The 22105-nt window shown below is 57.1% G+C and carries 22 protein-coding genes; 14 read left to right on the top strand and 8 right to left on the bottom strand.

Features of this window, described 5'->3' with window-relative positions; genetic code table 11:
• Positions 1 to 96 precede the first annotated feature (96 nt).
• Entirely contained in the window at positions 97 to 1986 is a 1890-nt protein-coding gene (locus tag ACP2AU_RS02000; RefSeq protein WP_426374097.1) for a sensor domain-containing diguanylate cyclase, read from the top strand.
• On the opposite strand, the gene ACP2AU_RS02005 is transcribed toward ACP2AU_RS02000, so the two are convergent.
• On the bottom strand, positions 1959 to 2609 hold the full coding sequence (locus ACP2AU_RS02005) for an alpha/beta family hydrolase (protein WP_426374098.1): 651 nt from the start codon (positions 2607 to 2609) through the stop codon (positions 1959 to 1961). The genes ACP2AU_RS02000 and ACP2AU_RS02005 overlap by 28 nt on opposite strands.
• A 219-nt stretch (positions 2610 to 2828) precedes the next feature.
• On the opposite strand from ACP2AU_RS02005, the gene ccoN reads away from it, so the two are divergent.
• The 9 genes from ccoN (at position 2829) to ACP2AU_RS02050 (ending at position 11510) form a co-directional block, all read left to right on the top strand.
• Complete coding sequence (gene ccoN, locus ACP2AU_RS02010; RefSeq protein WP_426374099.1) at positions 2829 to 4259, top strand: cytochrome-c oxidase, cbb3-type subunit I; 1431 nt, start codon at positions 2829 to 2831, stop codon at positions 4257 to 4259.
• A 15-nt stretch (positions 4260 to 4274) separates the two neighbouring features.
• Entirely contained in the window at positions 4275 to 4883 is a 609-nt protein-coding gene (ccoO, locus tag ACP2AU_RS02015; protein ID WP_426374100.1) for a cytochrome-c oxidase, cbb3-type subunit II, read from the top strand.
• Positions 4884 to 4887: 4 nt separating this feature from the next.
• Positions 4888 to 5073 (top strand): CcoQ/FixQ family Cbb3-type cytochrome c oxidase assembly chaperone, encoded by a 186-nt coding sequence (locus tag ACP2AU_RS02020; protein ID WP_011785266.1) that lies wholly within the window; start codon positions 4888 to 4890, stop codon positions 5071 to 5073.
• Positions 5070 to 5960 (top strand): cytochrome-c oxidase, cbb3-type subunit III, encoded by an 891-nt coding sequence (ccoP, locus tag ACP2AU_RS02025; protein ID WP_426374101.1) that lies wholly within the window; start codon positions 5070 to 5072, stop codon positions 5958 to 5960. The genes ACP2AU_RS02020 and ccoP overlap by 4 nt, the downstream gene beginning before the upstream one ends.
• 131 nt (positions 5961 to 6091) lie before the next feature.
• A complete protein-coding gene (gene ccoG / locus ACP2AU_RS02030) occupies positions 6092 to 7525 on the top strand; it encodes a cytochrome c oxidase accessory protein CcoG (protein ID WP_426374102.1) in 1434 nt (477 codons plus the stop codon).
• Between the two features lie 51 nt (positions 7526 to 7576).
• Entirely contained in the window at positions 7577 to 8092 is a 516-nt protein-coding gene (locus ACP2AU_RS02035; protein WP_426374103.1) for a FixH family protein, read from the top strand.
• Positions 8089 to 10536 (top strand): heavy metal translocating P-type ATPase, encoded by a 2448-nt coding sequence (locus tag ACP2AU_RS02040; protein WP_426374104.1) that lies wholly within the window; start codon positions 8089 to 8091, stop codon positions 10534 to 10536. The genes ACP2AU_RS02035 and ACP2AU_RS02040 overlap by 4 nt, the downstream gene beginning before the upstream one ends.
• A gap of 36 nt (positions 10537 to 10572) precedes the next feature.
• Positions 10573 to 10809 (top strand): cbb3-type cytochrome oxidase assembly protein CcoS, encoded by a 237-nt coding sequence (gene ccoS, locus ACP2AU_RS02045; RefSeq protein WP_426374105.1) that lies wholly within the window; start codon positions 10573 to 10575, stop codon positions 10807 to 10809.
• Between the two features lie 11 nt (positions 10810 to 10820).
• Entirely contained in the window at positions 10821 to 11510 is a 690-nt protein-coding gene (locus tag ACP2AU_RS02050; protein ID WP_426374106.1) for a sulfite exporter TauE/SafE family protein, read from the top strand.
• Positions 11511 to 11513: 3 nt separating this feature from the next.
• On the opposite strand, the gene ttcA is transcribed toward ACP2AU_RS02050, so the two are convergent.
• Entirely contained in the window at positions 11514 to 12422 is a 909-nt protein-coding gene (gene ttcA / locus ACP2AU_RS02055; protein ID WP_426374107.1) for a tRNA 2-thiocytidine(32) synthetase TtcA, read from the bottom strand.
• A 73-nt stretch (positions 12423 to 12495) separates the two neighbouring features.
• On the opposite strand from ttcA, the gene ACP2AU_RS02060 reads away from it, so the two are divergent.
• The 3 genes from ACP2AU_RS02060 to ACP2AU_RS02070 are packed head-to-tail and all read left to right on the top strand — an operon-like array spanning position 12496 to position 14913.
• Complete coding sequence (locus ACP2AU_RS02060; protein WP_426374109.1) at positions 12496 to 13152, top strand: TetR/AcrR family transcriptional regulator; 657 nt, start codon at positions 12496 to 12498, stop codon at positions 13150 to 13152.
• Between the two features lie 19 nt (positions 13153 to 13171).
• Complete coding sequence (locus ACP2AU_RS02065) at positions 13172 to 13840, top strand: DNA-J related domain-containing protein (RefSeq protein WP_426374110.1); 669 nt, start codon at positions 13172 to 13174, stop codon at positions 13838 to 13840.
• A 38-nt stretch (positions 13841 to 13878) separates the two neighbouring features.
• Positions 13879 to 14913: a polysaccharide deacetylase family protein gene (locus ACP2AU_RS02070; protein ID WP_426374111.1), complete on the top strand. Its 1035-nt coding sequence runs from the start codon at positions 13879 to 13881 to the stop codon at positions 14911 to 14913.
• Between the two features lie 32 nt (positions 14914 to 14945).
• Here ACP2AU_RS02070 and ACP2AU_RS02075 read toward each other — a convergent pair whose 3' ends face one another.
• The 6 genes from ACP2AU_RS02075 to ACP2AU_RS02100 all read right to left on the bottom strand — a co-directional run bounded on the left by ACP2AU_RS02075 (position 14946) and on the right by ACP2AU_RS02100 (position 21573).
• Positions 14946 to 16007 (bottom strand): MalM family protein, encoded by a 1062-nt coding sequence (locus ACP2AU_RS02075; RefSeq protein ID WP_426374113.1) that lies wholly within the window; start codon positions 16005 to 16007, stop codon positions 14946 to 14948.
• Positions 16008 to 16036: 29 nt separating this feature from the next.
• Entirely contained in the window at positions 16037 to 17662 is a 1626-nt protein-coding gene (locus tag ACP2AU_RS02080) for an OmpP1/FadL family transporter (protein ID WP_426374114.1), read from the bottom strand.
• A 38-nt stretch (positions 17663 to 17700) separates the two neighbouring features.
• On the bottom strand, positions 17701 to 18711 hold the full coding sequence (locus ACP2AU_RS02085; protein WP_426374115.1) for a transporter: 1011 nt from the start codon (positions 18709 to 18711) through the stop codon (positions 17701 to 17703).
• Between the two features lie 54 nt (positions 18712 to 18765).
• Positions 18766 to 19566 carry a C39 family peptidase gene (locus tag ACP2AU_RS02090; protein WP_426374116.1) on the bottom strand — a complete coding sequence of 267 codons (801 nt, stop codon included), beginning with the start codon at positions 19564 to 19566 and terminating at the stop codon, positions 18766 to 18768.
• A gap of 195 nt (positions 19567 to 19761) precedes the next feature.
• Positions 19762 to 21225, bottom strand: a complete 1464-nt coding sequence (locus tag ACP2AU_RS02095; protein WP_426374117.1) for an SLC13 family permease — start codon at positions 21223 to 21225, stop codon at positions 19762 to 19764.
• A gap of 27 nt (positions 21226 to 21252) precedes the next feature.
• Positions 21253 to 21573, bottom strand: coding sequence for a TraR/DksA family transcriptional regulator (locus ACP2AU_RS02100; RefSeq protein WP_426374118.1), 321 nt, complete (start codon positions 21571 to 21573; stop codon positions 21253 to 21255).
• A 143-nt stretch (positions 21574 to 21716) separates the two neighbouring features.
• Here ACP2AU_RS02100 and ACP2AU_RS02105 point away from each other — a divergent pair, with 143 nt between their 5' ends.
• A complete protein-coding gene (locus tag ACP2AU_RS02105; protein ID WP_426374119.1) occupies positions 21717 to 22073 on the top strand; it encodes a phasin family protein in 357 nt (118 codons plus the stop codon).
• Positions 22074 to 22105 lie beyond the last annotated feature (32 nt).

Below are 22105 nucleotides of genomic sequence, written 5' to 3' on the forward strand. Positions count from 1 at the left end.
ACGCAAAAACAACGGTGAAACTTGAACCTGTTTAACGGCAGCATTGGTTTACGTTGGCTACACTTTCCGCTTTTAAAATGCACCGAGTGGTGGAATATGCTTCGACTCTGGCACCGGCTCATGCCCTGCTTTGCGGCCATTGTCGGCCTGCTGTTCAGCGGCACACCCGGAGCAGCCCCATCTTGCCCGACGCTGGACGCCTCCAGCCCCGGCGCGAGAGCCGCCATCAACCACTATATCTGCTTTTACTCCGCCCGCCCGGGAGAGCCTGCCCATGGTGCCCGGGCCCCGGAGCAGTTGCCCGACGACCTTTCATGGAAACCCGCGCAGGGCCATGACCTGGTGTTCAGCCAAACGGACTCGGTGTACTGGATCAAGCTGACCGCGAGCAACCCGGGCGACAGCCCCGGCCTGTGGTATCTGAAGCTGCACTATCCCTTGCTGGACGAGGTCACATTCTGGCAAAAAAACAGCGGGGCAAACAGCAATTACGCCGGGGATGCGGCGCCCTCGTTGGCGACCGGCGATCTTTTCCCCTTTAAGACAAGAGGCATAGATTACCGTTATTTCCTGCTTCCCGTCACACTGGACGCAGGAGAAAGCCGCTCGATGATCATAAGAGTGCATAGCAGTGGTGCCCTGAACGTCCCTCTTGGACTGATGACACCTGCAGAAGTGATTGCCGAGAGCAATCATCTCACCCTGATACACGGCCTTTTTTACGGCGCGCTTCTGATACTGGCCGTGTTCAATCTGCTCCTGTTCAGCAGCACAGGCACCGGCTATTACTTCTTCAATGCCTTTTACATCACATCCATGGGGATGTTCCTGTTCGCCATGGGAGGCTTTGCCAACCAGTATTTCTGGCCCGACAGCACGGCCCTGGCGAACCAATCCATTCCGTTGACACTGGCCGTTTGCTCGCTCGCCATGGCGCTGTTCGGCCGGTCTTTTCTCGACGTCGCGCAGAATACCCTCTCCGAGAAAACCCTGAAAGCGCTGGCCGGTGTTTCTGGAGGCTTACTGGCCATGACCTTTCTCGTACCTTATACGCAGGCAATTTTGATCAATACCGGGCTGGCCCTGACCGTCATCGTAACCTTGCAAATTATTGCCTATGCCCGCTGGCGCCAGGGCTACCAGCCGGCATTCTGGTATCTCGTGGCCTGGATAGCCATGGTTGTCGGCGCTCTGGTATACGCCCTGGCGGCGTTCGGTTATCTGGGCGACTTTCAGGCCCGCGAAGTCATGATGCAAGCCATTGTCGGTGTCCAGGTGATTCTGCTGAACTATGCTCTGGTGCAACGCTGGCGGCTGCTGAACCAGAGGCTGATCAGCGTGGAGCATGACGCGCGAACTGAACTGGAACGGAAGGTGCATGAGCGCACCGCCCAGTTACGCAACACCATGCGGGAGCTGGAACAGGTGAACCAGCAGCTGGCAACACTCAGCCTTAACGATGCCCTCACCGGCCTGCACAACCGCCGCCACATGGATAACCTGTTACCGGAACTCTGCCGGGAAGCCAGACGGACCGGACAACCCCTGGTAGTGGCCCTGATCGACGCAGACCACTTCAAACGTATCAACGACACCTGGGGCCACGACTTTGGCGACCAATGCCTCAGGCAAATCGCCGGCGTGCTGGCCGACCACATCAAAAGACCCAGGGATGTCGCCATTCGCTTTGGCGGTGAGGAATTTGCCCTGCTGCTACCCGGAACTGATTCCTCAGGCGCCCAAAGCCTTTGCCAGACCATTTTAGGGGCGATTCGTAATCTGCCACTCAGTGTTGCCGACAATCAGTCAGTCCGGTTGACCGTTAGCGCCGGCATCGCAGAGCTGGCTGACGGAGAGGAACCAGCAGACCTTTTCCGTAGAGCCGACGATGCCCTGTACCGGGCCAAGGCTGCAGGCCGCGACCAGATCATGCTCGCAGGCGACACACCGGCCCCGATTCAGACCAGAGCTTCCTCAATAAACTGACGAGTGTGGAGGGCCGCACGCGTTATCAGATCTGACTGGCTCTCCGGCTGCCGCACGAGCGGCTGGAAATCGTGATTACCGCCCTCTAGCCAGCACAGCCGTGAAATTCCGGGAATGCTTCCCTGAGCATCCAGCTCCGATGGTTTGCCGAAAGGATCTCTTGTCCCTTGAATCACCAGCACGGGCACCTTCAGATTGGCCAGATGATCGATTCGCCAGCGGTCGACCTTGCCCGGAGGGTGAAACGGATAGCCGTAGCACACCACCCCATCTATACCTTCAGAGCTCTCGCTGGCCAGCAGTGACGCCATTCGCCCTCCCATAGACTTGCCTGCGACCAGCAAGCGAACATCGTCGCCCAGCTCCCGCCTCACCCGGTCGACCTCTTCTCTATAGGCCGTCAGTAATGCCGGCTGACGGTCGGGCGGACGCTTACGGCCATCTTCGCGGCGTCTGATCATGTAAGGGAATTCAAACCGGACATTGGCAATACCTTGCGCCTCCAAAGCCGCAGCCAGAGATTCCATGAACAGCGAATCCATGGGCGCGCCGGCGCCATGAGCCAGAATCACAACGGATTTTGCCCCTTTGCCATAGCCTTTGGTCTTAAGTCTTTCCTGCACATCAAACCCTCTTTAAAAACACGGTCCTCACGGAAGTTATCAGTAAACCGGCAACGGGCGGCAAGAAGTTCTCAAACAGGCCTGCAACTTACTGGCCAGCCTACTGATTCCGGCGGATTTGACGAATATCATAACTTGATCTTGATCATTGCAAAGGAATAATCGTTTCTCCATACTTGCCTCCGCATAATTCCCCATCCTGAACCCATTGGTAAGGCTATGAGCACAGTAAATGCAAACCTGACATACAACTATAATGTGGTGAGACAATTCGCCATCATGACAGTGGTGTGGGGTATTGTAGGCATGGCTCTGGGTGTGCTGATTGCAGCGCAGCTGGTGTGGCCATCCCTCAACCTCGACCTGCCCTTCACCCATTTCGGCCGTCTGCGGCCGCTGCATACCAACGCCGTTATTTTCGGCTTTGGCGGAAGTGCCCTCTTCGCAACCTCCTACTACGTTGTTCAGCGGACCTGCCAGGCCCGACTGATTTCCGACAGCTTGGCTGCGTTTACCTTCTGGGGCTGGCAGGCCATCATTGTGGCGGCTGCCATTACCCTGCCAATGGGCCTTACCACTACGAAAGAATATGCTGAGCTTGAATGGCCAATCGATATCGCCATCGCTGTCGTTTGGGTAGTCTATGCAGTGGTATTCTTCGGCACGATTACCAAGCGCAGTACTCCGCACATCTACGTTGCCAACTGGTTCTACGGTGCTTTTATTATCACTGTGGCCGTTCTGCACATCGGCAACAACATGGCGCTGCCTGCCAGTGCATTCAAGTCCTACTCCGCTTATGCCGGTGTCACCGATGCGATGATGCAGTGGTGGTACGGTCATAACGCTGTGGGCTTTTTCCTGACAGCCGGCTTCCTGGGCATGATGTACTACTTTGTTCCCAAGCAGGCCAACCGTCCGGTTTACTCCTATCGTCTGTCTATCGTCCATTTCTGGGCCTTGATTGCCACTTACGTCTGGGCCGGTGGCCACCACCTGCATTACTCTGCCCTGCCTGACTGGGCGCAGACTGCCGGTATGGTTATGTCCCTGATTCTGCTGGCTCCGTCCTGGGGCGGCATGATAAACGGCATGATGACCCTGTCCGGGGCCTGGCACAAGCTGCGCACCGACCCGATCCTGCGCTTCCTGGTGGTCTCCCTGTCTTTCTACGGTATGTCTACCTTCGAAGGCCCGATGATGTCCATCAAGACCGTCAACGCGCTGTCCCATAACACCGACTGGACCATCGGCCACGTGCACTCCGGTGCCCTGGGCTGGGTTGCCATGATCAGTATCGGTGCGGTTTACCACCTGGTACCGAAGCTGTGGGGAATCCAGGCCATGTACAGCTCTGCACTGATCAACACTCACTTCTGGCTGGCGACTGTCGGTACGGTACTGTACATCGCAGCCATGTGGGTCAACGGCATCATGCAGGGCCTGATGTGGCGCGCTGTTAACGCAGACGGCACCTTGACCTACAGCTTCGTGGAAGCGCTCGAAGCCTCCTACCCGGGTTACTTCGTCCGCTTCGTGGGTGGTGTCATCTTCCTGACCGGTATGCTGATCATGGCCTACAACGTGTACATGACCGTGCGCCAGAAAGATGCCGTTGCAGAAGACAATGCTGCAGTTCAGGCGGCGTAAGGGGAGAGAGACCAGATGAGACACGAAATAGTCGAAAAGAACATTGGTCTGATGATCGTGCTGATCGTGCTGACCATCAGTGGCGGCTTCCTGGCGGAAGTAGTCCCCCTGTTCTTCCAGAAGAGCGTTAACGAGCCGGTCGAAGGTCTTGAGCCTTTGTCCGCACTTGAGCTGGAAGGCCGGGACATCTACATCCGCGAGGGCTGCCACGTGTGTCATACCCAGCAGATTCGCCCCTTCCGGGCTGAAACTGAGCGTTATGGCCACTACTCCGTTGCGGGCGAGTTCGTTTACGACCGTCCGTTCCTGTGGGGCTCCAAGCGCACCGGGCCGGACCTGGCCCGTGTTGGCGGCCGTTATTCCGATGCCTGGCAGCGCCAGCATCTGTATGACCCGCGCAGTGTGGTGCCCGAGTCCAATATGCCGGCTTTCCCTTGGCTGTTCGAGGATCGGGTAGATCACTCCATGACTGCCGCCAAGATGGAAACCCTGCAGACTCTGGGCGTGCCTTACACCGACGAGCAGATTGCCAACGCATCTGCCCAGGTAGAAGGCAAATTTGAAATCGAAGCTCTGGTCGCATACCTGCAGCAGCTGGGTACTGTGATATCGGAGAAGCGGTGATCCCATGGATATTAACGAGTTACGCGGCATTCACACGCTGCTGGTAATGGCAGCATTCTTCGGCATCGTCTGGTGGGCCTACAGCGCCCACCGCAAGAAAGCCAACGATGAGGCAGCTCATCTGCCCTTTGATGATGACGAAGTTGAAAAGCGTACTCTCGAACAGGAAAAAACGGAGAAAAAACAATGAGTACCTTCTGGAGCATCTGGGTCAGTGTGATCGTGCTCGGTACCGTTTTCGGTTGCTGGTGGCTCCTCTGGGCGACGCGCAAGAGCCAAACCACCGATTCCGAAACCGACCGCACCATGGGCCATTCCTTTGACGGTATCGAGGAATACGATAACCCTCTGCCGAAGTGGTGGTTCTACCTGTTCGTAGCAACCTGCGTCTTCGCCCTCGGCTACCTGGCTCTGTATCCGGGCCTGGGCAACTACAAAGGCCTGCTGGGCTGGACCTCCACTAACCAGTGGGAAGCCGAAGTGGCCGAGGCCGATGCGAAGTACGGTGAGATCTACGCACAGTACGGCGACACCGCCGTTCCCGAACTGGCGCAGAACCAAGACGCCATGAAAATTGGCCAGCGCCTGTTTGCCAACAACTGCTCGGTTTGCCATGGCACGGCAGCGCGTGGCCAGGTGGGCTTCCCCAACCTGACCGACGACGACTGGCTGTACGGCGGCGAGCCCGAGCAGATCCTGCACTCGCTGGTGAATGGCCGTAACGGCAATATGCCGGCCAAGGGCGTGATGCCGAATATGACCAACGAACAGGTCGACCAGGTGGTAAACTACGTGCTGAGCTTCAGCGGACGCGAGAAAGACGCTGCAGCTGCCGAGGCCGGCGAGCAGGTGTTTGCTCAAGCCTGTGCAGCTTGCCACGGCCCGAACGGCAAAGGTATGCAAGCTGTTGGTGCACCGAACCTGACCGACAACGTGTGGCTCTATGGCTCCACTTACGAGTGGATCAAAGAAACGGTAGTTCACGGTCGTCAGAATCAGATGCCGGCGCAATCCGGCCGTCTGAGTGAAGACCAGATTCAGATTTTGGCAGCGTACGTTTACAGCCTGTCTAACTGAATCCGATCCGGCCAGGGTTCGCCCTGGTCTGGTCTTTTCAACCCTGTGCCTGCGCTGCGGGTACAGGCTTGAAAAGATCAGCAGACCCTTCGAGGCCCGCTCCCAGCTTTACCACTCACCGGGAGGTACCCATGAGCAATGAGATTCCGGTCAAACAGATTGACCCGAACCGCGATCCCTCCAATAACAAAAAACAGCCCGAAACCGTCGACCTGTACGCCAGTCGCAAAAAGATCTACGTAAAGGAGGTCAAGGGCTTCTTCCAGCGGATCCGGAACGTCAGTCTGACCATGCTCATGGGCATGTACTTTCTGTTCGTGTGGCTGACACTCGATGGCCAACCCCTGATTCACTTTGACCTGCCGGCCCGTGAATTTCACCTGTACGGGATGACCTTTTTCCCGAAAGATTTTTTCCTGCTATCCGGAATGCTGATCATCTCCGCGTTCGGCCTGTTCTTTATTACCACCCTGTTTGGCCGGGTCTGGTGCGGATATACCTGCCCCCAGACCGTCTGGACCTTTATTTTTATGTGGATCGAGGAAAAAGTCGAAGGCAGCCGCAACAAGCGAATGAAACTCGACAAGGCACCCTCGTCCCGCGAGAAGATCACCAAGAAATCAATCAAACACGCGCTCTGGCTGTTCGTAGCCCTGGCCACCGGCCTGACTTTCGTTGGCTACTTCTATCCCATCCGTGAACTGATCGTTGATCTCTTTACCCTGCAGGCCAACGGCTGGGCCTACTTCTGGGTGGGATTTTTCACCGTTGCCACCTACCTGAATGCGGGCTGGCTCCGGGAGCAAGTCTGCCTCTATATGTGCCCGTACGCCCGGTTCCAGTCTGTAATGTTCGACCCGAATACCCGGATTGTTTCCTACGACCCCAACCGGGGCGAGCCCCGGGGCGGTCGGAAGAAAGGCGTGGAACCCGCCGAGGTCGGTCTTGGCGACTGCATCGATTGCGGTCAGTGTGTCCAGGTTTGCCCCACCGGCATCGATATCCGTGACGGCCTCCAGTACGAATGCATTGGCTGCGCCCTGTGCATCGACGCCTGTGACGAAATCATGGACAAAATGAATTACCCCAGGGGGCTCATTCGCTACACCACCGAAAATGAACTTGAGGGCAAAACCTCCAAGCTGCTACGACCGCGCACCTTCGGCTACGGTGCCGTGCTGCTGTTAATGATCGGTGCGGTGATCTTCACCATTGCCACTCGGGTGCCCGCTAAAATGGACGTTCTTCGAGACCGTGGCGCCTTGTTCAGCTTCAACGGTGAAGGCCGGGTGGAAAATTCGTATACCGTCAAAATCCAGAATATGTCAGAAGTACCGCAGACTTTCACGCTGTCTGTCGAGGGTATGGACAGCATTCGCATTCTGACGGATACAACCATAACCGTGAGCAGTGGAGAAAATCTGTCTCTGCCAACCGTGGTGGACGTAGCGCCCGAGTCGCTGGTGGAAACCAACAACGACATCCGCTTCTATGCCGAGTCGCAGCCTGATTCTTTGATCAAGCTGGAAACTGAAAGTCGTTTTGTTGGTCCAAGGCCCCGATAATCCGCGGGCCGGGCAACCGGCCCCGATACCACAAACCGAGAAAAAACTGTAATGAGTGATAACGCACCCAATGCTCCCTGGTACCGCCAGCCCTGGTTCTGGTTCCTGACCATTTTTCCACTGGCGTCGATCTTGTGGGGCGTCACAACCCTGGTGGTGTCATCCAGTATGGATAACTCCCTGGTATCCGACGACTACTCCAAACAGGGTCGCGGCATTAATATGTCGATCGCCCGGGATGAAAAGGCCGTTGAGCTTCGGATGGCTGGAACGCTGGATCTCGACGGCCGTTCGGCAACGCTCGACCTGACCACGACCAACGGTGCCGCGGATTATCCCTACGTGGTTTTCAATCTGTACCACCCGACGCTGTCGGACCAAGACAGAACCATCCAGTTCACCCAGGTGGCCCCCGGGCAATACCGGGGAAGACTGCTTGAGGACGTCAGTGGGCGCTGGTACTACGATCTTCAGGGGCCGGATAATGACTGGCGCGTCAAAGGTGAACTTCGGCTCCCTTCTTCTTCACCGATTCACATTGATGCGCAAGGCGACGCTCAAGGGTGACCCCCCTGAACTGTTTCCATTGCGGAGAGCCAGCGGACGGAGATCCCCCCATCACCCTGGAGGTCTCAGGGCAGACCAGGCATTTTTGCTGCCAGGGTTGTAAAGCCGTGTGTCAGACCATTCACCAGGAAGGCCTGACCGGATTTTACGACTTTCGCACGGAGCCCGCGGTTACGCCACGGGAACTGACCCGCTCTGAAGTTGACCGCATTCGCGAGCTGGACCACCCCCTGGTCCAGCAGGCGTTTGTCGCGCCGGTCAAGGCCGGGCAGGAAGCCCAGCTGCTGATTGGCGGTATAACCTGCGCCGCTTGTATATGGCTGCTTGAAAACCACATGAAGCAGCAGCCCGGCGTGCAGGCCTTCACGGTCAACCACACGACTCAAAGGGCCCGACTGGTCTGGGAATCCGACAAGGTACGCCTGAGCGATTTACTGATTGCGATCCACGAGCTCGGTTATACCGCCCGGCCCTACCAGGCCGACGAAGCAGAGCAGGCGCTCAAGAGCGAACACCGCTCAATGCTGATTCGCCTGGCAGTGGCCGGGATCGGATCGTTTCAGAGCATGATGCTCGCCTTCCCCCTTTATTTCGAACTGATCAGCGATCTTCCGGCGGACTTTGTCGACTTTTTCCGCTGGTTCAGCCTGCTGATTGCCACTCCCGTGGTGTTTTACAGTGCCCGCCCCTTTTTCAGTAACGCCCGGCGAGACCTGATGTCCCGCCACCTGACCATGGACGTGCCGGTTGCCATCGCCATCGGCCTCGCCTACGGCGCAAGCGCCTGGGTCACGGTATTCGGCGGTGAAGAAGTGTATTTTGAATCCGTCTGTATGTTCACGTTCTTCCTGTTGCTCGGTCGTTACATTGAAGTTCAGGCGCGCTATCGCGCAGGCCTGAGCGGCAATGCTCTGGCCGGTTTCCAACCCTCTGTTGCCGCCCGGATGATGAACGGCGAGGCGGAAATCGTTGCCATACACCAGGTTAAGGCCGGCGACATCGTTCGGGTTCGGCCAGGGGAAACCTTGCCGGTAGACGGCGAGATCATCTCCGGAGAATCCACTCTGAACGAGGCAGCCCTGACCGGTGAATATCTGCCTGAAACCCGAACGCCCGGCGACATCGTTCATGCCGGGTGTATCAATGGGGAAAACCCGCTTGAAATCCGGGTGACTCACGCAGGCGCACAGACCCGCTTGTCGGGCATTCTCCGGGTGCTGGACCGGGTACAGTCAGAAAAGCCGCCAGTGGCCCGGATGGCCGATCGAATTGCCGGTAAATTTGTCGGCCGTGTCCTGATACTGGCACCCATTGTCTGGATTGGGTGGTGGCTGGCTGGAGCGGAAAACGCCTTCGACATTACCCTGTCGGTGCTGGTGGTTACCTGCCCCTGCGCCCTGTCGCTGGCAACACCCACAGCCATCACATCGGCAACCGTGCGCCTGAGAAAGCTTGGATTCCTGCCGACCCGGGGCCACACCCTGGAATCGATGAACACCATCGACACGGTGGTTTTTGATAAAACCGGCACGCTTACCCGCGGTGAGCTGAGCCTTTCCGAGCAAACCATTATTGGCAGTCTTGATGAAGAGACCTGCGTGCGGATTGCGGCCGGCCTGGAGAAACAGTCCGAACATCCTATTGCCCGGGTTTTCCATGAATTGCCCTCATTCGCTGTCAGCCAGGTTTCCAATCACCTCGGGGGTGGGCTCTCCGGCTGGTACGATGGCCAGGCAGTCTATATCGGGCACAAAGGTTTTGTTGCCGAACATACCCTTGCAGCTCCGCCGGCCGGGGAAGCGGGCCGCGGCATGGAAATCTGGCTGGCCACCGACCGGGAGTGGCTGGCGAGGTTTCGACTGGATGATCAGATCCGGGACGACGCAAGCCAGGCGCTTCAAAGTCTGCGGGATTCGGGAATCGAAACCCTGCTGCTGAGCGGGGATCGTTCAGGCCATGTACAGCAGGTGGCCCAGGCCCTGAATATCGACCGGGCGATCGGTGAGGCCTCGCCCGAGCAGAAGCTCGCGGAGCTTGAAAAACTGCGGGCCGACGGGCACCGGGTGATGATGGTGGGCGATGGCCTGAATGATCTGCCCTCCATGGCCGGTGCCGGAATGTCAGTGGCCATGGGCACAGCCGCGGATCTTACCCAACTGAAAGCCGATGCGGTACTGCTGAACGGGCAGCTCAATTCGCTGGTAGCCGCAATCAACACCAGTCAGCGAACCCGACAGGTTATCCGGCAGAATATGATCTGGGCCTTCGGGTACAATGTTTGTGCTCTGCCTCTGGCAGCAGCAGGGCTTGTGCCCCCCTGGCTCGCGGCAATCGGTATGTCTCTGAGCTCTTTGATTGTTGTTCTGAATGCGCTGAGACTGAGTCGGCCAGAAAAAAGACATTCCGGAGCAGAGCCGCTTTTGGGCGCACCCGAGGCGGCCTGACCTTTCACGCCCAATTTATACGAGTAGGAGGTTACCGTGCAGATCGTCATGATACTGGTTCCCCTGATGCTGATTCTGGTTGCACTGGGTATGCTTCTGTTCTCATGGGCCGTCAAAAACGGCCAGTATGATGATATGGACGGCCCGGCCCATCGAATTCTTTATGACGACGACAAGGACAGGATCCCCCCCGAAGCACGCCGCGAGCAGGCCCGGAGCACATCCGATGAAGATGAGCCGGCCCCAACCAGCGAAGACACAAATCAGAAGTAATTGAGCGCAGGATGCAGCCAGAACTCTATCTCAGTTACCCCAGTGCTTTTCTTATCGGTTTGCTGGGCAGCACCCATTGCCTGGGGATGTGCGGCGGCATCAGCGCATCTCTGTCTATGGCCCTGCCCGTTGGCCAGGGCTTTCGTTTTCGGCAGACGCTGCTGTTGCTGGCCTTCAATTTTGGACGTATCGGCAGCTATGCCCTGATTGCCACACTGATTGCCCTGCTGAGCACCCGTGCGGCCAGCCAATGGCAGGGGGCAGGACTGGTGTTGATGACGGTCGCCGGGCTTCTGCTGATCATGATGGGACTGTCTATGGGACAGTGGTGGCAGGGCATCCGACACGTGGAGCGCGTTGGCGCTCCCGCCTGGCGCTTGCTCGCCCCGCTGACCCGAAAACTGTTACCGGTACACAATGGCGGCCAGGCACTTGCCCTCGGAGCCCTCTGGGGCTGGCTTCCGTGCGGACTTGTCTACAGTACCCTGGGGTGGGCGGCGCTTCAGCCGACCGTCGGCAGCGCCGCGCTGACCATGTTTTTCTTCGGGCTGGGCACTCTGCCATCCATGCTGGCCACGGGGTTCGCGGCCAACTGGATCAGAAGCGTGAAGAGCAACCGCGGCTTTCGCAAACTCAGTGGCGTATTACTGATTCTGTTCGGCCTCTGGACGGTCCCTTTCCAGGCTCTTCTGGGCCATTGATCCTCAAAGGTTAAGCACATCCAGACGGCCAAAGTCCTGCTGGGGCTCCGCCGTCTGGACAGCCTGGCGCGCGCCACCCAGGCGCCGCCCCTCCTTGAAGTCGTAAAGCTCCGGATCAGCGAGGTGCGAGGGCTCGACATTACACAGGGCGCGAAACATCGTTTCCAGCCGGCCGGGATGCTGTTTATCCCAGGTCTGGAACATCTCCTTGATCACCTGCCGCTGTAAATTTTCCTGCGAACCGCACAGATTGCAGGGGATGATTGGAAAATCCCTGAGCGATGCGTAACGGGCAATGTCTTGCTCACGGGCATAGGCCAGCGGCCGAATGACGGTATTACGGCCATCATCGCTGTGCAGCACCGGCGGCATGGATTTGAGCTTGCCCCCGTAAAACATATTCAGAAACAACGTTTCCAGAAGATCATCCCGGTGATGGCCCAGGGCAATTTTGGTAACGCCATGCTCTTCTGCAAAATTGTACAGAATGCCCCGACGAAGCCGCGAACAGAGGCCGCAGGTGGTCTTCCCTTCGGGCACCTTTTCCTTAACAATACTGTAAGTGTCTTTTTCGATGATGTGGTATTCGATTCCGAGTTTCGCCAGATACTCCGGCAGGATGTGTTCGGGAAAGCCCGGTTGTTTCTGATCAAGGTTCACGGCAATCAATTCGAAACGCACCGGCGCACTTTTCTGCAAATTCAGCAGAATGTCCAGCATGGCGTAGGAGTCCTTGCCACCGGAAAGACAACACATGACTTTGTCTCCGGCCTCAATCATCGAGAAATCAGCGATCGCCTGCCCGACGTCACGGCGCAAACGCTTCTGCAGTTTGTTAAGCTCCGTTTTCTGACGACGGTCGTGCTCGGAAACCAGTGTATTTTCGGGGCGGGCGGTGGTTGCTTCAGACATTCGTATTCGCGCTCACAAGGTAAGTGAGCGGGCAATTATACGCGCCACAAATCAGCAGGGACAGGATAGCAACATGGATTCGTTAAAAATGGCAGCCTCGCCCTCCAAGGGCAAACGCGAACTCAACCGTATCCGCAATCACGAGGCCATTCTGGCGGCAGCACGGGACTGCTTCCGTGAACATGGTTACGACAACTCCACCATCCGCGACATCGTCCGCAGAACCGGGCTGGCTGCCGGCACCTTTTACAACTATTTTTCCAGCAAGCAGGACATTTTTGCAGCCCTGCTCAGTAATTTCCTGACGTCACTCAACAGCAATATGAGCGAACAACGACAGTCGGCCACCTCTGCACGGGAGTTTGTCCATGGGGCCTATCTGTCGCTGTACAGCGCCACCGCCCGGGACCCGGTCGTCTACGAGCTGGCACACCAGAATCAGCGCGCGCTTCGAAACCTGTTCGGCTCCGATATTCTGGGGCTGACCATGCTCACCCTTGAAGAAGACGTCCGCAGCGCTATGGAGCGCAAGTTGCTGCCCCAGGTCGATGCCGGCTATCTCTGCGCAGCGTTCTTCGGAGTGGCCTACGACACCAGCCTGCTGGTCGCCAGGCGCGCGCACCAGAAGCCGGAGCTTGCTCAAAATGAAGCCATGGCCGCGGCGGATTTCTCCACTCAACTGTTCATAGGCGGCATTCCTGCGCTGGCCAGGCTTTCCAGCAGAGACTGACTCACCTACCATAGGAGCCATGACCATTCCCGCTGGAATACAGAGATCCGAGGACACGCCCGGCACGGCCGACGCCGAACACAACTGGTTGCAGCAACAGGTGCAGCACCTGCTGGTGGCCGTGGAACACGAGTTGAGAGCCGCAGGCCCGGCCGGTTTGTCCGAACTGGAACTGATCCGCGCGCTGCAGAGCGAACGCTGGGGGCTGATTGGCGCGGTCGACTTTCATGAGCCCGACCGCCTCTATCCGGTGCATTTCCTGCTTTTTCACACACTGTACTGTCTACGCGACCAGATAGCCGCCGAGGGGGAAAGCCTGACCATCTCGCCACTCAGGCTCAGCATTCACCCACAAAATCCCGGCGCGACTTCATCCTCGCTGCCAGAGTCGGCGGACAAACTGCGGGCGTTTTATCTGGACCTGTCACAATACTTTCTGTCCGACACGGCCATTCATGAAATGATGGATAATTTCTGGTCGGGAAGCCTTCCATCAAGGCCGGGCAGCGCAGACGCTGCCGCCGCCGGCCGGGCGCTGGGGTTCGATGAATTGCCGCGGCAGTTCGCCACCGTAAAGCAGCGCTTTCGTAAGCTCGTGATGCGCGCCCACCCGGACCGCGGCGGCGATACCGGTGAAGTCCAGCAGTTGAACCAGGCTTTCTCGGTGCTCAAAGCCCACTACGCCTGATTTATTCAAACCGTCCATGTGTGCCAGGAACCTGAACCATGCTCCAGATGAAAAAACTGATTTCCTATCCGTTGATCAGTGCGCTGCTCCTTACCGCCACCGGCGCCAGGGCCGACCTCGTGGTTTTGCAGTATCACCACGTTGACGACAGCACACCCTCGGCGACCAGCACCTCGCGATCCCTGTTTGAGGCCCAATTGGCCATGATCCGTGACCTGGAACTTACGGTCGTGCCATTACAGCAAGGCACTATTGAGGCTATCGCAGGCGAGCACCCGGAGACTAATGAGATTGCGATTACCTTTGACGATGCGTACGAGTCGGTTCACAGCTTCGCTGCACCGCTTCTGAACAAGCTTGAACTGCCATACACCGTTTTCGTCAATACCGATGCCGTGGGTGCCCGGGGGTATATGACCTGGGAACAGCTTCGCCAGATGGCGGATAACGAGCTGGCGACGATCGCCAATCACAGTTCTGATCACGCTCACCTTGCGCGTCGACACGATGAGACCGAGAGCCAGTGGCGAGCCCGGGCCATCCAAAGCCTCGATAAAGCACAGAGCGAGCTCAAGCAGCGTCTGGAGATATCAGAACCCCTGTTTGCTTACCCTTATGGCGAATTCGATACAGCCTTGGAGCAGTTGCTCAGTGACAGGGGGTGGCTGGGGTACGGTCAACAATCCGGGGCTATAGGTGAGTATTCAGGGAAGACCCGTTTACCAAGATTCCCCATGGCCAACGCTTATGGCCAACTCGGCAGCCTGAAGGACAAACTAAGAAGCAAGGCTTTCCCGGTGCCTGCGAATAACTTGCCGGATGGCGTGGTCGATAACAACCCACCGACATTAAGCTTCCAGGCGACTGACAGCATTAGCCCGGCAAGGCTGACGTGTTTTGCATCGGGTCTCGGGCGTATTGATTTCTCGGTAACCGGGAATACCATTCAGGTGCAGGCTCCCGAGGCCATCAACAGTCGTCGCTTTCGTTACAACTGCACTCATCCGGCAGGCAACGGAAGCTTTTATTGGCTGTCCCAGCAATGGCTGAATCTGGATGCACCCGAGGACTAGACAATGCACTCCCACATCCGGGCCCGGGTGTGTCATTCTTCGAACGTTGTGATACCAAGCTCCCCTACCGGCGTGTGGGGAATGGCTTTGGGCATACTTTCCGCCTGGATAACCGTTTGCTCCGCCAAATCCTCCGGGCGTGTGAAAATCACCAGCCAACGCTCACCCTGCCCGGGAAACGCAGGTATCCAGCCCTCAAGGTAGCCCCGACGGCGCCAGTTCTCAGGCTCATAGTCCAACACCAGATCGGTCACAATTCTTACCGGCCGGAGGTTTTTGTCGAGAAATGCAAGGCTCGGGATCAGCACCCCGTTATGGGCATAGGAGCGCAGCCGCATGACGAATCCCGGAACAAACGTACTGGAGGGTAGCGCAATCAGCCGGTACGGCGACTCGCCGGTACTGAAGTTGTAGCTGGGTGAGTTGTCATCGAAGCGCACACCAAACTCCCGCCCCTCCTGCCATTGCTGAAACTCCCGGGCAGGCAGAGCCTGGCAACAGGTCTTGGAAAATTCAGGGAAAAAGTTTTCAGGCGCCTCGATACCCAGAATGGCAAACGCATCCGGATCGTGCCCTGGTACCGGTTTATGATCGGCAACTGAGCCAGGCAAATACACCCGGGCATCGCTCAGAACGACCGGCGGCTTGTCGCCGGTTTTCTGTTCCTCTGTCCGCATATCCGGCGTGTAATAACTTACCCGAACAATACCGTCCGCATCGCGCCAGGTAAAATACGGCTGGCGCTGGCCAGGCCGGATAAAGCCTTTTTTCGCCAACGCCTCGCCGTCCGGATAGTTCTCGGTAGTGTACTCAAGGTCTTCCTGAAGTTTGGCGGCTGCCCCCCGCTCAGCTTCAGGCCGCGAGGCAGACTCGGTGTTATCGTCGCCGGCATCCGCAATGCCTTCAGCACCGGACGGAAGGCCTCCATCGCTCTGCCCCTGAGAATCAGGTATCCGCGAGTAACGCACCCTCCCCTGCTCATCAACCCAGGAGAAATATCCTTCTCTTTCGGCAATGCCGCTCCCCTGGCAGCCCGCCAGCAACGCGAGCCCCAAAAAGCAGACGGCCACACCCGTGTACCGGATTCGATCCATTACAGTTCCCTGTCCGACATGACTCAGGTTCAGAATTTAGTTCGGAAACTCAGACCAGCCATGACCACTCGCAAGGAGGTTTTGATCGTGAGATCCGCATAGGGGTTATAGATGATGTTGGTGATGCTGTCACAGTTAACGTTACAACTGGTATCTGCCGGGATCGTTTCGATCGAATGGAGATAAGAGAGGTTCATGTCGATCTCCGTATCCTTGTCCCAACGGTATCCCATACCAATACTGTAAAGATTCGCCCCGCCGAACGGTGCCATGATGGAGCGCTGGTCGTCTGGAATCACCGAGTCGCGGATCTCGACACCCGCCCGTAAATCCAGGCGGGATGAGGCATGGAATTCAACACCAAACGCCCAGTTCCACTGGCTTTTGAACCCCAGAGGCAGGCGCAGCGTGTCTGAGGTTGCGTTGTCAGGAGACAGAATGCGGGCCGCATTCAGAAACTCGAGATTACGATCAAACTGGAAGTTGAACGCGTCCCACTGGGCAAAATCGGTCCAGCCCACATCGGCGTTCACCGTCAGCTTGGGGTGAACGTCCACACTGATGCCGGTCTGGAAATGCTGCGGGTAGACCAGATCCATACTGACGTTACCAGCCTCGCGGGGCGCACCTGATGGCAGACTCAGAATCGCTGAGGAGATGGCCCCCAGAATGGAGCCGTTGACGCTTTGCCAGAAGCCGGACCAGTCGTCGGTATACTGAATCTCGAATTGTCCTTTGAGATTCATGTCTGCTTCCGAGGTATAACTGGCCCCCCAGCGGAACCAGTCCGTGGGTTCCCACATCACCCCGAGTGCGTACGTTGGCGAAACGGTTTCCTGAAGATTGAGACTCATAGCGCCAATATCGTCCCAGGGGCCTACGTTACCACCACACAATGCCAGCCAGGGCTGCAATGGCTCATCGCCACTCTCGCAGTTGAAAGCGTCCTGCAACACTTCGGCGACCCCCATCAACAGGTTTGGCGCCCGCATATACTGGTCGGCGGCGAAGCCGAAATGAGATAAATGAATACCCGCACCAACGGACCACTCGTCGTTAATCTCGTAGCCCACGGTGGGCGAAAGATAGGTCGTTCTCTGCAAGGTTGCCGCTTGCGGCTGATAGCGCCCGGGATCGTTTTTATCCCGGTAGAAACCGGCCGCCATGGGCAGATAGAACGCGTTGGCGAACGTCAGCTTGGATCCCGGCGGCTTGATGCTGATGCCCGCTGAAGGGGCAACAGCGGGCCCGGGAGGCATACGGAGAATGCCATAGCCTGGCACGTACAAGGCCACGTTATTGGTGTGACTGCTGCTGTTGGCTATCGGATCACGCTGCTGGCCGGTCAACGGGTCTTTCTCCAGACCGCTGATGCCGAATATTTCATAGTCCTCATCGGCATAGAAGTCTGCATCGATATCGAGATAGATACTCAGCAGGTTTACCTCAAGCTGGCGCCCGTCCAACTTGGTCAGCCCCGCCGGGTTGTAATGTATTGCCATGACCCCGGGAGGATCTGCGGTGACCGCGTTTCCCAGTGCCAGAGCTTTCGGGTGTATCGTCAGATTCTGCGTCATCTGGGCCTGCGCACCGCTGGCGAGGCAGGCCATCATGGCAGCAGCAAGTAGATGTCGCTTGTGACTAGGGTGTCCCATGAAATCCTTCCCTTCTCTTAAACCGTCCTCGGATTCATTCACTCTTTGAGGCCAGAGAAATTAATGGGCAGGGATATACCCAGGGAGAAATCCGGCGCGTCCTCCGTCAGACCAATCCCAAGGCTGGTATTCACAATCGTCATGTCGCTGACACGGGTGCCCAGAGACATACTGAGAAAGCCCGTCATCTGGTCCTGGGCTACGGCCTGATCGCCGTTCGAGAAGGTCAGAACGGTTTCATCGCTGTAGCTGAGCTGTGCGGAAACACTGAGTGAGATATCGTAGGAAAGCGAGTAGGCAAACCCTGCAGAACCGGAAAGACCAAACCCCGGATCAACTTCCTCAAGCAGGCGCGCACCACGAACCTGTTCCAGACCATCAACCGTCAGATTGTAAGTCGCGCTGACCGAGCCGAATACAACGACCGGATCCAGCACCTTGGACATACTCAGGCCGCCACCCACGGAGTAATAACCGCTTCCCGTGGACAACTGCTCATTAATATCAATCTCGTAGGGGCTGACACCTGTCTTACTGTTCAGGGTGCCGAAAAACGTCGTCGACATTTTCCCGGGCACGTAAGCGAAAGGCTGCCAACGACCGGTAAAAGAGATATCGCCAAAGTCGTAAATGTTCAGCTCATCCTGGGTGTCGTACTTCACCACGAGGGGGACCCGGGCTCCGACCGTCAGGTTGTCCAGCAAGCCGTAGTCGTAGGAAAAAGCATTAGTAAAGCTGTGGGTCGCGGACGGCACAACATCGAGATTGCGTACCGATCCATTGGATATCGCCAGATCCAGCCGCTGATCTCCTGTGTAGGAGTAATCGAACGAATAGTTCAGGGAGTGGGTGCCTTTTTTCTGCAGTGAATAATTCTTCTCCGCCGCCTGGAAAACTTCCTCCAGCTGCTTGGTCGAATCCTCATCCCCTTCCTGACGAGCCAGCGCTTCCCGCGCCTGATCCACGTTTCCTTCCTGAGCCACGACCATACCTGGAAGCAGCCCGGCTGCGGAAACAAGGATAAAACCTCGCATAAACCAACGATTCATCCTGACTCCCTACTTTTATTGGTTTTATTCCTGCCCGGACAACTGCCCGGAAAATTAGTGGCGACGGTAAAAAAGCTGTTTGCGCGTATTTTCCACGCTACCGTCCGGATTATTCTTCTGGCGTTCCAGCAAATTCTGAATTCGTCTTTCAGTGGACTCATGAAATTCAGGAATCTGCTGCATGGCAAGCAGCGTCATTGTCTGGTCATCCACGAACCGGAGGTCTTCCTCTTTCAGTTCGAGATTATCCAGGGGTTTATCACTGCCGGGGAAAACGATGAACAACACGTTGTCGTCCCACTTTTCCTGGAACTGGGCAACAGTAAAGGAGATGTTGCCAACAGCCGGATCCGCAAGATAGACACGACCGTCACGAATGGTTCTGAGCACCACAAAGTGCTTGAAGCCGGCATGGTCGATCGGAACAATCGCGGGATGATCCAGCTCCATCAGGTCTTCAATCGCTGCCTTGAAGCCGCCGGAGGGGTATCCCAGTGCGGTTACCAGACGCTTCATGTCGAGCATGGAGAAGGCTCGACGCTCGACAATGCGTTCACTCTCACCGTAATGCAGCAAGCCTTCCATTACCTGACGTTCGTTCAGGGAGCGCCCAACGTAGAAATTGAGGACAGTGGTGAGAGCGGCGCTGCCGCAGCTGTAGTCGTAGGCCTGGCGCACAATATTACGGAACTTCTGCTCGACCAGGGGCTCCACCCGGGTATCCCATCGAAGCTCAACGGGACTGGCATCCACCTTTTGCTCCAGCACGATTGTGCCACGATCAAATGGCTCAACCTCGGTGGCTTCCTGCACCATGGTGAACGTGAGAATGGATCCGGCAAGCACCAGCAGCATTTTCGAAAGTCCCTGTTTTTATTAGATGTGCAACTTATCGGGTTACATGTTGTTACCGTACGATACCGAAATCACAGCGGCCTTAAAGATAACTGTGCCTCAAATCTGCCGCTGCAGGAGGGGCCATACCAGCCCAGTCTGAGAACTGGTTCAAGGCCGGCATCAAAGAGGTGGAGTGGTCGAACGGAGGAGAACTCAGAGTGTGAAAGCCAGGCCAATCAGCCCGTAAGTGATCAAAGTCACCACGGCAATGCCCATAAGGTTCAGGGCAAAACCAGCCCGTATCATGTCGGATATCTGCATATGGCCACTGGAGAATACGATGGCATTCGGTGGCGTGGCGACAGGCATCATAAAGGCACAACTGGCCGCGATGGCTGCGGGCACCGTCAATAACAGAGGCGACACACCCTGAGCCATGGCCAGTGCCCCCAGCAACGGAAGAAAGGCGGCCGCTGTGGCAGTATTGCTGGTGACTTCAGTCAGGAAAATAATAACGGCTGCGACTATAAACATCATCGCCAGAGCCGGCAGAGCACCCGCCACTCCCAGGCTGCCGGCTATCCACTCGGCCAACCCGGAACTGCTGATAACGCCAGCCATCGCCAGGCCGCCGCCAAAGAGCAGCAATACCCCCCAGGGTAGTTGGTTGGCGGAGTCCCAATCCAGAACGAAAGTACGCTCACGGGCATTCACCGGAACAAGGAACATGGCTATGGCTGCAGCAATGGCGATGCCGGTATCACTCAACCAGGGCATCAGGCTATCAGACAGGAGGGGGCGAAAAATCCAGGCCGAAGCGGTCACGATAAAGACCAGCGCCACCAGGCGCTCGCCCCGGCTCATCGGACCTAGTTTGGCCAGCTCATCCCGGATCATCTGGCCACTGTCAGAGGCGCTGCCAATACCGAATTCCTTGCGGGTCAGCCACCACCAGGTCAGGGCGAGCATCACCAGCGTAACCGGCACACCCAGCACCATCCACTGGGCAAAGCCAACAGATATACCCTGATTTTCGCTGAGATAAGCGGCCAACAAAGCATTGGGCGGCGTGCCGATCAGGGTGGCAATTCCGCCAATGCTCGCCGAGTAGGCAATAGCCAGCAACAGTGCCGTTGCGTAACGGTGCACCCCCTCCGGATTGGCGTTATCCATCATGGCGACCACGGACAAGCCGATCGGTAACATCATGATTGCCGTTGCCGTATTGCTCACCCACATACTCAAAAACGCGGTCGCCAGCATGAACCCCGCAATCTGGCGCCGGGGCTTGTCACCCATTGCCCGGAGCGTCAGCAGCGCAATCCGGCGATGCAGATTCCAGCGCTGCATCGCTAATCCCAGAGTAAAACCACCGAGGAACAGGAAGATGATGGGATTGGCGTAAGGTGCGGTGGCCTCACCGATACTGCCAAGCCCCAGCGCAGGCACCAGCACGATCGGCAGTAGCGCCGTCGCCGGAATGGGAATGGCTTCGGTCGACCACCAGGTGGCCATCAACAGCATCAGACCTAGTGCGCTCCAGGCCTCCGCCGCCATCATGCCCGGCGGAGGCAAAACCAACGTAGCAACAAGGAAGGCCGCCCCAAGCACCAGGCCTATGAGCTGACTCCTGGGCAAACCGGAACAGCCGGACTCACGTTTTTTCGCTTTCACCATCAATCGCCCGATTTCCTGCCTCGCCCGTCACTCCGCCGCGCAATCAACGCACACTGTTGTGTAGGGCAGCACCTGAAGTCTTCTCGGGTCAATTTGCCCCCCGCACTTCTCACATTCTTCTCCCGCTCCCCGGGCAAGGCGCTCGAGGGCATGGTGAATCTGACGGAGCTCATCCTGGGTTTCCGCTTCGAGCGAATCCACCACCTCGTCGTTTTGGGTCTGGCTTGCTTGTTCCTCGAAGTCTTTCTCCAGGGCACCGGCCTCGCGGCGCTGGTGTGCCTGGTAGCGTGACAGCCTGGCTTCAAGATCCGCTTTCAGGGTTTCCAGCTCTGATTGTCGGTTTGCCATTCGCCCCCCTTTGATTCAATCGCAACGTATTTACTATAGCCTAGTTCATCCCGTGGATCGGAGTTTGACGCCTGTCAAAATATTGTCATGCCCGTTACGCTACACTGTTAACTCCAACAACGATTACAAAGGAGCTGTACAAAATGAACCAGGAGCTTATCGATAAGGCCAACCGCCTGAATGAAACCCTTTTCACCCAGTTCAGCAAGGCCGCCGAACTGCAGATGAATGCTTTTCGCCGCTACGCCGATGTTGCTATGGACCAGGCCAGAAAAGCCTCAGAGGTTCGTGATCTGGACAGCCTGAAACAGCTGACCACCGATCAGGCAGAAACCCTGAAGTCCCTGAGCGAGCAGTTCACCAGCGACTGGAAGGCCTGGCAGGACTACTTCACGGAAACCCGTGACGAGGTGCAGAGAGTGTTTGAACAGGAACCAAAGGACCCTGTTCAGAAGAAGTCTCCTGCAACCAAGGCCGGCAACGCCAAGTCAGAGGCCTGAGCAACTAAAAAACGGACCCGATCGGAATGGCA

Source organism: Marinobacter sp. VGCF2001, assembly GCF_049943275.1.
GTDB lineage: Bacteria > Pseudomonadota > Gammaproteobacteria > Pseudomonadales > Oleiphilaceae > Marinobacter.